This is a genomic window from Paraburkholderia sp. MM6662-R1 (assembly GCF_050436245.1).
Classification (GTDB): Bacteria; Pseudomonadota; Gammaproteobacteria; order Burkholderiales; family Burkholderiaceae; genus Paraburkholderia; species Paraburkholderia tuberum.
Window position 1 is genome coordinate 1,284,636 of sequence record NZ_JBNDLV010000003.1, and the last position, 12,069, is coordinate 1,296,704.

Annotated in this window: 11 protein-coding genes; 4 read left to right on the forward strand and 7 right to left on the reverse strand. The window is 60.4% G+C overall.

The features are described from left to right. The first annotated feature begins 118 nt into the window (after positions 1 to 118). Together OKW39_RS28860 and OKW39_RS28865 are read left to right on the forward strand one after the other, a co-directional pair. Complete coding sequence (locus tag OKW39_RS28860; protein WP_090810898.1) at positions 119 to 721, forward strand: DUF1326 domain-containing protein; 603 nt, start codon at positions 119 to 121, stop codon at positions 719 to 721. 2 nt (positions 722 to 723) lie between these two features. Further along, on the forward strand, positions 724 to 1,515 hold the full coding sequence (locus tag OKW39_RS28865; protein ID WP_090810896.1) for a DUF2182 domain-containing protein: 792 nt from the start codon (positions 724 to 726) through the stop codon (positions 1,513 to 1,515). A 119-nt stretch (positions 1,516 to 1,634) separates the two neighbouring features. On the opposite strand, the gene OKW39_RS28870 is transcribed toward OKW39_RS28865, so the two are convergent. Together OKW39_RS28870 and OKW39_RS28875 are read right to left on the reverse strand one after the other, a co-directional pair. Beyond that, positions 1,635 to 2,108, reverse strand: a complete 474-nt coding sequence (locus tag OKW39_RS28870) for an alpha/beta fold hydrolase (RefSeq protein ID WP_429564185.1) — start codon at positions 2,106 to 2,108, stop codon at positions 1,635 to 1,637. 296 nt (positions 2,109 to 2,404) lie between these two features. After that, the gene (locus tag OKW39_RS28875) at positions 2,405 to 2,962 is read right to left on the reverse strand and encodes a TetR/AcrR family transcriptional regulator (RefSeq protein WP_090810894.1); all 558 of its coding nucleotides are present in this window, start codon (positions 2,960 to 2,962) and stop codon (positions 2,405 to 2,407) included. A gap of 259 nt (positions 2,963 to 3,221) precedes the next feature. On the opposite strand from OKW39_RS28875, the gene OKW39_RS28880 reads away from it, so the two are divergent. Beyond that, positions 3,222 to 4,751 (forward strand): CHAD domain-containing protein, encoded by a 1,530-nt coding sequence (locus tag OKW39_RS28880; RefSeq protein ID WP_429564186.1) that lies wholly within the window; start codon positions 3,222 to 3,224, stop codon positions 4,749 to 4,751. A gap of 91 nt (positions 4,752 to 4,842) precedes the next feature. On the opposite strand, the gene OKW39_RS28885 is transcribed toward OKW39_RS28880, so the two are convergent. From OKW39_RS28885 to OKW39_RS28900, 4 genes are all read right to left on the reverse strand, one after another. Next, entirely contained in the window at positions 4,843 to 5,244 is a 402-nt protein-coding gene (locus OKW39_RS28885; RefSeq protein ID WP_090810890.1) for a hypothetical protein, read from the reverse strand. Between the two features lie 199 nt (positions 5,245 to 5,443). Further along, positions 5,444 to 6,478: a phosphate ABC transporter substrate-binding protein PstS gene (pstS, locus tag OKW39_RS28890; protein WP_090810888.1), complete on the reverse strand. Its 1,035-nt coding sequence runs from the start codon at positions 6,476 to 6,478 to the stop codon at positions 5,444 to 5,446. Positions 6,479 to 6,726: 248 nt separating this feature from the next. Next, positions 6,727 to 8,529 (reverse strand): thiamine pyrophosphate-binding protein, encoded by a 1,803-nt coding sequence (locus tag OKW39_RS28895; RefSeq protein ID WP_429564187.1) that lies wholly within the window; start codon positions 8,527 to 8,529, stop codon positions 6,727 to 6,729. 354 nt (positions 8,530 to 8,883) lie between these two features. Continuing rightward, positions 8,884 to 10,608: a methyl-accepting chemotaxis protein gene (locus OKW39_RS28900; protein ID WP_429564188.1), complete on the reverse strand. Its 1,725-nt coding sequence runs from the start codon at positions 10,606 to 10,608 to the stop codon at positions 8,884 to 8,886. 447 nt (positions 10,609 to 11,055) lie between these two features. Between OKW39_RS28900 and OKW39_RS28905 the strand changes: the two genes are divergently transcribed. Further along, positions 11,056 to 11,559: a flavin reductase family protein gene (locus tag OKW39_RS28905; RefSeq protein ID WP_429564189.1), complete on the forward strand. Its 504-nt coding sequence runs from the start codon at positions 11,056 to 11,058 to the stop codon at positions 11,557 to 11,559. A 20-nt stretch (positions 11,560 to 11,579) separates the two neighbouring features. On the opposite strand, the gene OKW39_RS28910 is transcribed toward OKW39_RS28905, so the two are convergent. Continuing rightward, positions 11,580 to 12,047 carry a hypothetical protein gene (locus OKW39_RS28910; protein ID WP_429564190.1) on the reverse strand — a complete coding sequence of 156 codons (468 nt, stop codon included), beginning with the start codon at positions 12,045 to 12,047 and terminating at the stop codon, positions 11,580 to 11,582. Positions 12,048 to 12,069 lie beyond the last annotated feature (22 nt).

Sequence of the window (12,069 nt, forward strand, 5' to 3'; positions counted from 1 at the left end):
GCCGCTTCAATCATTCGCAGTGCCCCGAACACTTTGATTCCTGCCCGCTTAGCGGCTACAACAGAGGATGTCCGGCGATGTTCTTCCCGGCCGGAGCCAACCGGCAGCGGAGGCGTGAATGAGCTATCAACTGATGGGCAGCATCCTCGAAGTGTGTGAATGCAAGGTGCTGTGTCCGTGCTGGATCGGAGAAGATCCCGATAACGGCATTTGCCGCAGCGCGCTTGCATACCACTACGAGCAAGGCATGATCGACGGCGTCGATGTATCGGGCCTGACGATCGCGTTCGCGGCGTTCATTCCCGGCAACGTGCTCAAAGGCGGCTGGCGCGTCGCGATGTTCGTCGACGAGCGCGCGAGCGACGCGCAATTCGACGCCCTGGTTAGCGTGCACCGTGGCGAGCGCGGTGGCCCCATCGCGGATCTCGTGCAGTTGATCGGCGAAGTCGTGTCCGTGGAACGCGCGCCGATCGAATACGCGGTCGTCGACGGCAAGGGCAGGATGAAAGTCGGCGAAGCCATCGAGGCCGAGTTGGAGCCCTATCGCGGCCCGACCGGCGAGCCGACCAAACTGGTCGAAAGCATCTTTTCGACGATACCCGGCTCCCCTGCTTTCGTCGGCAAGGCGAACGCATTCCGACTGCGGCACGAAAAGCTCGATCTCGACCTCGCCTTGACCGGACATAACGCCATTCAGGGATCGTTCAGCTTCGCGTCGTGAAGATGCTCGCACGCTCGCGGCTGTTCGCGCCGCTCTTCGTCGCATTGACGGGCAGCGCGTGGATCGCGTTATGGATATGGGACGCGGGGCCCTATGCGCGTTTTCTGCATCATGCGAGTTGGACCGAACTGCCGCTCGTCGGCCCGATATGCCGTGAGGTGCCCGGCGCGAGCCTCACGATTGCGGCATTGCTGCACAGCGTCGCATGGCTGCTGATGATCGCGGCGATGATGCTGCCGACCGCCTTCCCGCTCTTCGACACCTTCCGGCGGATGACCGTCGCGCACTCAAACCGGCGCACGCTGATGGCGCTTCTGATCGTCGGTTATGCGACGATGTGGGCGCTGTTCGGCGTGCTCGCGCACGGCTTCGACGCGGCGCTCCATCTGGTCGCGGACCAGTCTGCGAGCTTGCTTGCAAACGGCTGGCTGATCGGCGCCGCGATCGTCGCGCTCGCGGGCCTTTATCAGTTCAGCAGCCTCAAGCACCGATGTCTCGACAAATGCCGCTCGCCGCTGATGTTCATCACCGAGCATTGGCGCGGCAGGAGCGCGCGCCGCGAAAGCTTTGCGCTCGGCATCAGTCACGGCGCTTTCTGCATCGGCTGCTGTTGGGCCCTGATGCTGCTGATGTTCGCGGTCGGCACTGGCAGCGTCGGCTGGATGCTGGCGCTGGGCGCGATCATGTCGGCCGAGAAGAATTTCAGCTGGGGCAGGTCCATCGGCAAGCCGCTCGGCATTGCGTTGCTTGTGTGGTCCGCATGGATCGTCCTTCAGCACGCCCGCATCGCCTGAGCCATGCGCGGCATCTTGCGCCCACGTAGCCCCGTTACCCCTCTGCGCTTCCAAAGAACGCAGTGAGTTCGTCGGCGACCGCGCGCGGTTGTTCTTCTGGAATGAAGTGCCCGCAGTGACTAATGATGCGGCCTATTGGCCGCCTTTCGCCGCAAGAACCAGTCGAGGTATTCACGTTCCTTGCCGGCGAGCAGCACTTCCGGCAGGTCCGGTAGCCCGTGAAATGCGAAATGCCAGGTGCGCCATGCACGCTCGGGCGCGCTCGGCAACGCATCAGGCAACGTCACGCCGGGGATCCCCGCATCCAACAGCGCGAGTCGCCGGACTTCGTCGCCGAACATTACGGCGTAAGGAAAAGCCACCCACGCTCCAATGTCGTGTGCAGCAAGAAAGTACCGGGTCATCCCCCGTTGCTGGAGCAAACCGTGAACATGGCTCGCAAGGGCTTGTGTGTCGTAGCCGTCCATCGGACGATCCGAATCACCTTGTCCGGGAAGGTCCGGTGCGACGACTCGGTAGGTCTTTGCGAGCAGTCCCATCACTTTGCGCCAGGCGAACCAGCTCTCGGGAAAGCCCGCGAGCAACACGACCACGTCGCCCTGTGGGTTTCCACCGGTGACGTAGTGCAGCCTCAGTCCGTCGACTGTCGCGAACTTGTGCTCGAATCCTGCTAGCCCCGCAACGGGCCTTGCTACTGGCAACGTGCTTACGAATCCGGAACTCCCTGATGGCACCGGCGAGTGATGTGTTTTCACGAACGAAACTCCTCTGGGTTGGGGGATGACACCGTTGAGCGGCTTTTCTCATTGGCGGATGATGTTAGGAAATGTACGTTTCCTAATAGGGTGACCGGCACGCGGAGGTCATGCGATGCTATGTCTTGATGTGCTTAGTCCAACAGACGCATGGCCTGATCCGCCGCCGCCATCATGTGTGCCCGGGATCGCCCGACTTTGCCGACGACTCTCAAACCTTGCGTCAGACTCAGCAGTGCGAGGCCGGTAGCGTCCGGATCCACGGCGGACGCGATCGAACCGTCTGTCTGGCCCGCTCGGATCAAACGACACAACAGACGCTCCGTTCGCTGCAAAGATGCGACCACATGACTCGCGATCTCATCATCGAAGGCCAGCAGGTCGACTGCACTTCCGACTACGAGACAACCTCGCTTGCCCTCATCGCCAATTGCAGACTCAGCATAAAACCGCAGAATGGCCCGTACCTTGTCGCGGCCGGTCTGCTCCGCGTCGAGCAGGCGCTGCAACTGGTCATTTCGTAGATGGATGTAGCGCTCGAGCGCGGCAAGGAATACCGCTCGCTTATCGGCGAACGCCTTGTAGATACTGCCGGCCGTGAGCCCCATCGCGGACCCAAGGTCGCCAAGAGACGTCCCTTGATAACCGCGCTCACGAAAAATCTGGATTGCCCCGTCCAGCGCGACGTCCATGTCGAATTCGCGTGGACGACCTGGAGCACGTGGCTGTCTGGCAGCATGGTTGCGTGTAGTCATACGGCGATTATAGGAAATGATCATTTCCTAATCAAGCTGTCCCAACGTGTACAGGCATTCGCGCCAGGCTCGTCGACCGTCTCATCCACTTTTTCCGTGTACGACTTTTATCTGAGGCCACAGGGGACGATCGGCCGTGACGCGGTCCAACCAATCCGGTGTAGTCTGACGGTCTGGTGCGCATTTTGGAGGCGGCATGGAACGGGAGCTGAAGCTGCGCGTTGCGAAGGAAGATCTCGTCAAATTGCGCAACGCGTCGATGCTTGCGCAATCAGAAGCCACGGCGGGAACGCCTCACCTGCTGACGAGCACCTATTTCGACACGCCCGATTTTTCATTTCACTGGTGCGGGGCTTCGCTGCGCGTGCGCACCGTCGGCAACGACAAAATCCAGACGCTGAAGCGCGAAGGATCGGCCAAGGCGGGGTTGTTCGACCGGGACGAGTTCGAGATGCCCGTGAATAGCGACGCGCCCGATCTAACGCTGCTGTACGATCAGATCCCCGACGACAGCGACTGCGGAAAGCTGATTCGCGACGAGACCGTTGCGGCCCAACTGAAGCCGGTGTTCGTCACGCGGATCAACCGGTCAGCGTTTGTGCTGCGCCAGCCGTCCGGAGACGAACTCGAGCTTGCTCTCGACGAAGGAAGCGTCGAAGCGGATTCGGGATCAGTGCAGATCGCCGCGGTGGAACTGGAACTGAAACAGGGCAATCCGGATGTGCTGTACCGCGTCGCGCTGGAAATGCTCGAAACTGTGCCGCTGCGTATCGATCATCGCAGCAAGGCAGATGTCGGGTATGCACTGCTCATTGACGAGCATAGCGAGGCGGTGAAAGCGCAACCAGTGCGACTGAACAAACGCGACTCGGTCGAGGATGCGTTCTGCGTGATTGTGCGCAACTGTCTGGACCAGGTCCACGCGAATGAACGGGGCGTCGTGTCGGGCCACGCTCCATCGAGCGTCCATCAGATGCGCGTGGGACTTCGTCGCTTGCGTTCGGCTCTCGACCTGTTTGCGAAGGTCATCCCCGCCTCGTCCGGATTCGACGAGGAGTTGCGCTGGATTGCCTCGGAACTCGGTGGCGCGCGCGACTGGGAAGTGCTTGCGGGATCGACGCTCGACCATGCCGGCGCCGACGGCAATGCGGACGAGATCCGGCCCGTCAGACAGGCGTGCGAGCAGATTGCCGTCAACAACCGGCAGCGCGCGGCTGCCGCGGTCGAGTCGGTTCGCTACACGCGGCTCGCGCTCCAGTTCGCGCTCTGGATGAACCGCAAAGGTTGGCGAGATGAGATGTCCGACGAACAGCGCAACGCAATCAGCGGCCCGGTGAAGTCATTCGCCGCCGATGTCCTGCGTCGTCGGCACAAGAAACTGATCAAACGTGGCAAGGGTTTGGCCGATCTGGACGATCACCGTCGTCACCGCGCCCGCATCGCGGCGAAAAAAGTTCGATACGCCACCGAGTTCTTTGCGTCGCTATGCCCGAAGCAGGCCGTTCGCCATTATGTCGACGCGCTCACCGCGCTTCAGGATGATCTCGGCTGGCGCAACGATGCCGTCGTCGCCGATCAGCTTCTGAAGTCGTTGTTGAAAACGTCGCCGGAAGCAGCCTCGGGCGCGGCCTTCGCACGCGGCTTCCTCGCGTCACGCGTCGCTGCCGATCATCAGACATTGAAGAAGCTGTGGAAGCGCTTCAAACTGCTTTCGTCACCGCACTGACGCGAACAATTCACCGCGATGTATCCGGGCACGAACCTGTCACGCGCAACACTCATCGTGAGGTCTCACGATGTTCGAGATCGAAGTCTTATTATCCGAACAAGCGCGACCACGCCGCGCGTATGCGGCGCGCGCGGTCCTCGAACAGGTACGACGCAGCGAGCGCGAACAGGCCTGACATGACCCCCGTCGCGACGTGTTCGAGAACATGAAAGCGGTACTGGCTCAAATGAGAGTAGGCATCGCCGATAGCGGTCAGGCAACCGACGAGCAGTGCGTTGCTATAGCGATTCCCGTACCACTTCGCCGCCGGCGTGAAGGTGAGCAGCAGGGCGAGCACACCGGTGAGCAGCCCGGTTTTGAATGCGATCGCCCAGTGCGTGAGGCTCATGATGTTGCCCCAGCTCCCCGGCATACAGGTCATGCACGCGCTGGTTGGCTGCCAGAAACGCTGGATAAACAGTTTGAAGCGGCGTTTCCATGCGCTTCCCATGATGTACTCCACGATATCCAGCGCGAGATTTCACGCAGACATGGTACATCGCGAGCGTGCCGTGGCGTGTGATGAGCGTGCGGTGATAAAGGACCGTCACACACGTTACCCGCCTCTGTGCGTCAGTCAATTGACCTGCGTCAATTGACTTCGTCCATGATCGATTACAAGCCGTTTGAGGCGGGTGGCATCGAGGCCTTCACTGAAACACCGGTTTTCCCGACGCGTCCTTGACCTTGGTCTTCCATTGCGCGCGGATTTCCGCCACGACCGAATCCGGCAGCGAAATGTAGTCGAGATCGCTGGCAGCCTGGCCGCCGTTCTTGAACGCCCAGTCGAAGAACTTCAACGTTGCCGCGCCTTGCGCCGGCTTGTCCTGCGTCGCATGCAGGAGCACGAAGGTCGCGCCGACGACAGGCCACGCGTCCTTGCCGGGCTCGTTCGTCAGGATCTGGTAGAAGGTCGTCTTCCAGTCCGCGCCCGAGGCGGCCGCCTTGAAGGTTTCGGTCTTCGGCGCAACCACGATACCGGCCGAATTCTTCAGGCTGGTGTAGATCATGTTGTTTTGCTTAGCATATGCCCACTCGACGTAACCGACCGCGCCCGGCAGGCGTTGCACGAACGCGGCAACGCCGTCATTGCCCTTGCCGCCCGTACCGGTCGGCCAGTTCACCGTCGTGCCTTCGCCGACCTTCGACTTCCACTCCGGGTTCACCTTCGACAGAAAGTTCGTCCAGATGAAGCTCGTGCCCGAACCGTCGGCGCGGCGCACCACGGCGATGTCCGTATCTGGCAGCTTCATACCCGGATTCAGCGCGGCGATCGCCGGATCGTTCCATTTCTTGATCTTGTTCAGATAGATGTCGCCAAGCACGGCACCCGACAGAATGAGTTGACCCGGCTTCACGCCGGGCAGGTTCACGACCGGCACGACGCCGCCGACCACGGTCGGGAATTGGAACAGGCCAGTCTTCGCCAGTTCGTCCTCCTTCATCGGCGCATCGGAACCTGCGAAATCAACGGTCTTCGCGATGATCTGCTTGATGCCGCCCGCTGAACCGATGCCTTGGTAGTTGACCTTGCCGCCTCCCGCCTTTTGGTAGGCGTCAGCCCACTTGTTATAGATCGGGGCCGCAAAAGTGCTGCCCGCGCCGGTGATGTTGACGGTTTGCGCTTGCGCGGCCGCGAGCGGTAGAGCAACGGCAAGAACTGCAATTCCTCGTTTGAACAGCATGGTTTGCCTCCACGAGATTGACTGACCGGTTCAATGGTTGCAGCAAGCTACGCGCCGCGATCCCTCTCTTGCGCATTCCGCAGGCCCGGCGTGCCCATCGCCGCGTCGAGCCTTGCCATCGGCTCGAACGTCTAAACTTAGGCGGTTCGAATGACATTTTGTTGACAACTGCGGCGCGGCGTTCAGACGGTCTGATTGCGGCGTCGTTCAGCAATGCGCTTGGCTTTGCCGCGTTGAAGGATGGAATCTCACGGACAGGCTTCGGCTTCTGCATAGTACCGGTTCGGCGCGGGAAAAACTCCGGTGATGACTTCGATCAGAAAGGGGCCGTCATATTGACAAGCTTCACTCAGTACACCATCAAGCTCGTCGATGCGCTCAACCGCGCGCGCGGCCACACCGATCGACGATGCAAAAGCCGACCAGCTATGACAGGGCAATTTGGAGAACTGCTCTGAAATCGAACCACTCCTGATAGCGTCGATATGGATTGCGCCATGTGCGGCGTTGTTCAGAACCACATAGATCACCTTGACTCGGTATCGAGCCGCGGTCTGAATCTCCATGCCGTGCATCATCATGCACCCATCGCCGGTCACCACGACACACGGGCGTTCCGGGGCCGCAAGCTTGACGCCGATTCCGGCTGCGATGGCCCAGCCCATCGGGGCGAGCGAGCTCGACGAAAAGTAGTTGCCCTTACCTGACGACAGCCAGTAATGGGCCATGAAGATGCGGTGGGCTCCGGAATCCACCACGACGTTGCTGTCCTTCGGCAGAATCCGGCACAAGTGCTTAACTACGTCTCCAGGATATAGCGCTTCGTCACCGCTGGAAACTCGGGCTCCTAACTGCTCGAACCGGTGGTCGTACAGGGGGGTCTCGTTGATCTCGGCAATCCACCCCTTTCTTCTTTGCAGTGCTTGCGGCAGCCCGGGAGGGCTGTCCGCGGCTTTCTGGGCCAGCAACCGGAAGCTCGCGGAAATTCCGGAGAAGATTCCTTGACGCGAAATGTGCCCCATCGCCGGTGAATCGAAGCTGTCATCAAAGATGAATAGCTCCTTCCCCCCTGTCAGCCTCCTGCTCCAGTTCATGCTGTCTCGCTGGTTCAGGTCGCTACCAAATACGACTAGTACATCAAGTTCGTCGGAGTTGATCACCCGTGCAGCGCGCGAATGACTTGAAAATCCGTACACACCCAGTGCAAGGGCATGTTGCTCAGGAAATGCACCTTTTCCCGATAGTGTCGTTGCGACTGGAATGTGAAAGCCTTCGGCAACCTCGAGAAGAAGCTTTGCGGTTTCCGCATCATTGCCGCGACTTCCGACCAGAAACGCGACTCTCTTCGACTGAAACAGATACTGATCGCACAGCGCATCGAGAGCGGCGCGGTTCGCGGGCACTTCGCATGCGTTAAATTCGCGGTGAGCGTAGGGTTGCCGTGCCACCTCCTGACCGGGCAGGACATCCTGCTTTTGAACGTCTACGGGGATACTGATGAATGACTGCGCTCGACGCATCCAGTTCAACCCTTCGATCGCACGACGCATCTCGGCCTGAGTATTTTCCTTGTTCTTTAGCTCGACGATATCCGTCACCAGACTTCTGACCACGCCGCTTTCAAAAATGCCTCCGGGCGTGGCATCCTGGAACGCCCCTTTGCCTTCCGCGTGCGACGAGATCCCGCCGGCAATATAGAGCATCGGAATCCGGTCTGCGTGAGCGGCTGCCATGCCGGGAACGAAATTCATCGTGCCTGGGCCGGAAATCCCTGCGCAAACGCCGAATTTCCGGCTGGCGCGGGCATAGCCATCGGCCATGAAAGCACTGCCAGTCTCATGAGCGCCTACGATTCCGCGAATCAAAGGGGAGTTGTCGATTGCGTCCAGCAGCGGATAGATCAGTTTTCCCGGGACCAGGAACACGTGGTCTATTCCGGCGGACTCCAACGAGTTCACAACCATTGTCGAGACATTGAGCGGAGCGTTTGATCCCATAGTTTTGATTACGATCTCACGAGTTACCGTTAATCGAATCTCACCGCTGCGCATCTGCCCGTCACGCGCTGCATGTCGGAGCGGCGCGAGACGAGATCAGCGATGGCCAGTGCGCGGAGACGGCGAGACGACATTCAAGGCGCTGCACGTCGAGTGCAGTCGCGCATCGCGCTATTTCCTCGAACCCGCTTGACCGGCGGGCCCGGGTGTCTCCGTCCACAATCACACGCCCTGGCTGCACTGTTGATCATCCACGCTGCCTGCGTGCCTGAGGCAGTCGCCGCGCCGCATTGATAGCCATCCGGCGCACGTGTATCGCGGATCTTCGCCCGCTCGACTCCCGCGGGGCTGGCACGCGCCGACGGTATGAATCGACGTCATCAAGCACCCGGAACCGGTCGGAATCGCTCAGAATTTCTGCCAGTCCGTCTCAGTCGCGGCGGCGACGACTACCGGACCTTCTGAAGAGGGGATTGGTCTCCTCGCAACCTTTGCCGGTGTTACAGCAGAGGACGGGGCGCGGTTCAGGGCCGTGCGTTGCGGTACTGCCGCTTGCGTCGTCGCTCGCGATGAAGCAGCCTTCTGGCCATCGACCTTGAAAAAAGCGACCGTCTTGCGCAGGCTTTCCGCTTGCCGGGCCATTGTCTGGGCTGCCGCCGACGCCTCTTCGACAAGCGCAGCGTTTTGCTGTGTGACCTGGTCCATCTGGTTGACTGCCTGATTGACCTGTTCGATACCGGTGCTTTGCTCGCTCGATGCCGACGAGATTTCGCCCACGATGTCGGTCACGCGCTTCACTGACTGCACGATTTCCTTGATCGCACCGCCCGCTTCTTCGACGAGCATCGAGCCTGCCTCCACCCGGCTGAGAGAGTCCGAGATCAACTCCTTGATTTCCTTCGCGGCAGTCGCACTGCGCTGCGCGAGCGTGCGGACTTCACCCGCAACGACAGCGAAGCCCCGCCCCTGTTCTCCCGCGCGGGCCGCTTCGACCGCTGCGTTCAGCGCGAGGATGTTGGTCTGGAAGGCGATGCCTTCGATGACGCCGATAATCTCGGACATCGTGGCCGAGCTGGTGGAGATGTCACGCATTGTGTCGACCACGCGCCCGACGATCTCGCCGCCATGTTGCGCGACGCTCGAGGCGGTACCCGCGAGCGTGGCAGCCTGGGTTGCATTGTCCGTGTTGTGGCGGACCGCCGCAGTCAGTTCCTCCATGCTGGAAGCCGTTTCTTCGAGCGACGCCGCCTGTTGCTCCGTGCGACTCGACAGATCCAGATTGCCTTGTGCGATCTGCGCACTCGCAGTCGCGACACCTTCGGCGTTCTCGCGCACCTCTGATACGACCTGCACCAGGGCGTCGCACATGGCTTTGAGCGACGCCATCAGGCTGTTCGTGTCGCCGGGCCGCAGGGCGATACTGATGTTCAGGTCGCCGGCCGCCACGCTTCTGGCCACAGCAGCAGCCGTCGCCGGCTCCGTACCCAGTTGCCGCGTTACGCTACGCATCATCCATATGCCGATTCCCACGCCGATCGACACGGACATCGCCACGAAGACCAGCATCAAAGTTCGACCTTCCTCGTACACGGCATCGTTGGCTTGAGCTGTCCGTTGCGCGTCGGCCTGTTTCAGGGCAACCAGATTGCCCATCAGCACGAGGGTCTTGAAGCCTTTGTCGTGGTACTCGCCCAGCATGTATTCGGTCAGGCTGTCCCGGTCCCCTAACGCCGCCGCGTTGATCTTGCCTTTCATTTCATTGAAGGCCTGGATGTAGGCCTGCCAACCTTGATCGAGGTCGGCGAACGTAGCCTTGCCTTTGTCGGTATAGATGAGCGGCTCCGCCTGATTGAGGTGCTCACGTGACGAGGCAAAGGCCTTGTCAGCTTGATCGAGCGAGCCAGCCCGCTGTGCGGCCGTCGTGGCCAGAACCGCGTTGCGCAGATAGGTGCCGACTCTCAGTACGTCGGCGTTAGCCTGCTGTATCAGGTTGAGCCCGACAAGGTCCTGCCGATACGTCTTGTCTGCGTTCGCACTGATCTCCGCCATGTTGTGCAGGCCGATCCCGCTGACAACAGCGCTGATGATCGAAACCAGGATGAACGCACTGATCAGCTTGGCGCCGAGTTTCATATTGCCGAAATTCATAGTTCGCTTTGTTGAGAATGTAAGAACCCGAACGGATAAGCAGGTACATCACCGCTTTGGCGCCCGCTATAACACAAGGCCATACCGACGCGAAACGCAGTACCGGACATAACTGGTTATCGGCAATACGCTCTAATTCTTCAGGTGAATAGCGGGATTATCGCGAAGATTTTTTTACGTCCCTATAAGAGAACAGGAGTGGTCTATTTTGGGCCGATGAAAGTGCCAATCGGTGCACGCGCTCGTGCCGGCCGCACTCGCTTGGTGCAACGCTTTTGGTCGCCCCGAACATGCACGCTCTATCGACGAACAACCGCGCTGAGATTCATTCTGTTTCGATATGTTTATATCGATTCAATATTTAAGTTTTGCATGTTCCGGAGCAGCCGCACGGGCATGCAACACGCGACGAAATTTTATCCAGGAGGCCCTATGAGCAATAGGATCGCGCAGCTTTTCCGGCATTTGACTGCGGGTGTGTATGTGATCGGCGTAGCGGACGGCGAGCGCCGCAATGCGTTCACCGCAAGCTCGGTGATGCAGGTTTCGTTTTCACCATTGCTGGTCGCGCTCGGCATCAGTCCCGAGCATGAGTCGTACGAACTACTGCGCAGCGGCGCGGTGTTCGCGATCAGCGTGTTGCGCGCGGATCAACAGAGGGTCGCCGAGCACTTCGGCACGCAGTCGGGCCGAGCCGTCGACAAGCTCGCGGTGGCTCGCTGGCGTACCGGCGTGACCGGCGCGCCGCTGTTACTCGATGCGCTCGCGCATTTCGACTGCCGGGTGACCGGCGACATCGAGGCGGGAGATCATCGGCTGATAGTTGGGCGCGTCGTCGATGGCGCGCTAGCCGGCGCGGACGGCGACCCGCTGATCTACGCGCAGACTGGCAATCTCGACATGAGCGAGGATCTTTATCCGGAGACGTTTTCGTAGTTGGCTGGCGTGCTGGCTGCTCAATGCCAGTGCCCGCCATGTCCTCCGTGCCAGTGGCCGTAATAGCCGCCATGGCCATAGCCACCGCCCCAGTAGCCTCCGATCACCACTGACGGTCCCCACCATCCGTAGTAGCCCGGCCATGAATAGCCATAGGGATAGCCGTAATAGCCGGGATAACCGTAATAGCCCGGATAACCGTAATACCCGGGATAGCCGTAATAAGCAGGCGCAGGTACCGCGACGTACGTGCAATTCTGTCCCGACAACGGCAAGTCGTTTGGCGCCGGATTCGCGGCCGCCGTACCGCTCGCCGGCACAGGCGCGTTGCCAGACGATGCTTGCGCGGGGCCGGTGGCAGTGGCGCTGGTGCAGGCGTAATAGCCACCGGCTCCCGGATAGTACGAATAAGGACCGTAATAGACGCAGCCAGACAACACACATACGCCCGCCACGCCAGTGCATAGACCAACGATTCCACAACGCATGATCGCTCCCCCTATCCGGGCG

What these genes read in the sequence shown, in the direction of transcription:
- OKW39_RS28860 (WP_090810898.1), top strand. Translation starts at nt 119, where the DNA reads ATGAGCTATCAACTGATGGGCAGCATCCTCGAAGTGTGTGAATGCAAG.
- OKW39_RS28865 (WP_090810896.1), top strand. Translation starts at nt 724, where the DNA reads ATGCTCGCACGCTCGCGGCTGTTCGCGCCGCTCTTCGTCGCATTGACG.
- OKW39_RS28875 (WP_090810894.1), bottom strand. Translation starts at nt 2,962, where the DNA reads ATGGACGTCGCGCTGGACGGGGCAATCCAGATTTTTCGTGAGCGCGGT.
- OKW39_RS28880 (WP_429564186.1), top strand. Translation starts at nt 3,222, where the DNA reads ATGGAACGGGAGCTGAAGCTGCGCGTTGCGAAGGAAGATCTCGTCAAA.
- OKW39_RS28885 (WP_090810890.1), bottom strand. Translation starts at nt 5,244, where the DNA reads ATGGGAAGCGCATGGAAACGCCGCTTCAAACTGTTTATCCAGCGTTTC.
- pstS (WP_090810888.1), bottom strand. Translation starts at nt 6,478, where the DNA reads ATGCTGTTCAAACGAGGAATTGCAGTTCTTGCCGTTGCTCTACCGCTC.
- OKW39_RS28895 (WP_429564187.1), bottom strand. Translation starts at nt 8,529, where the DNA reads ATGCGCAGCGGTGAGATTCGATTAACGGTAACTCGTGAGATCGTAATC.
- OKW39_RS28900 (WP_429564188.1), bottom strand. Translation starts at nt 10,608, where the DNA reads ATGAAACTCGGCGCCAAGCTGATCAGTGCGTTCATCCTGGTTTCGATC.
- OKW39_RS28905 (WP_429564189.1), top strand. Translation starts at nt 11,056, where the DNA reads ATGAGCAATAGGATCGCGCAGCTTTTCCGGCATTTGACTGCGGGTGTG.
- OKW39_RS28910 (WP_429564190.1), bottom strand. Translation starts at nt 12,047, where the DNA reads ATGCGTTGTGGAATCGTTGGTCTATGCACTGGCGTGGCGGGCGTATGT.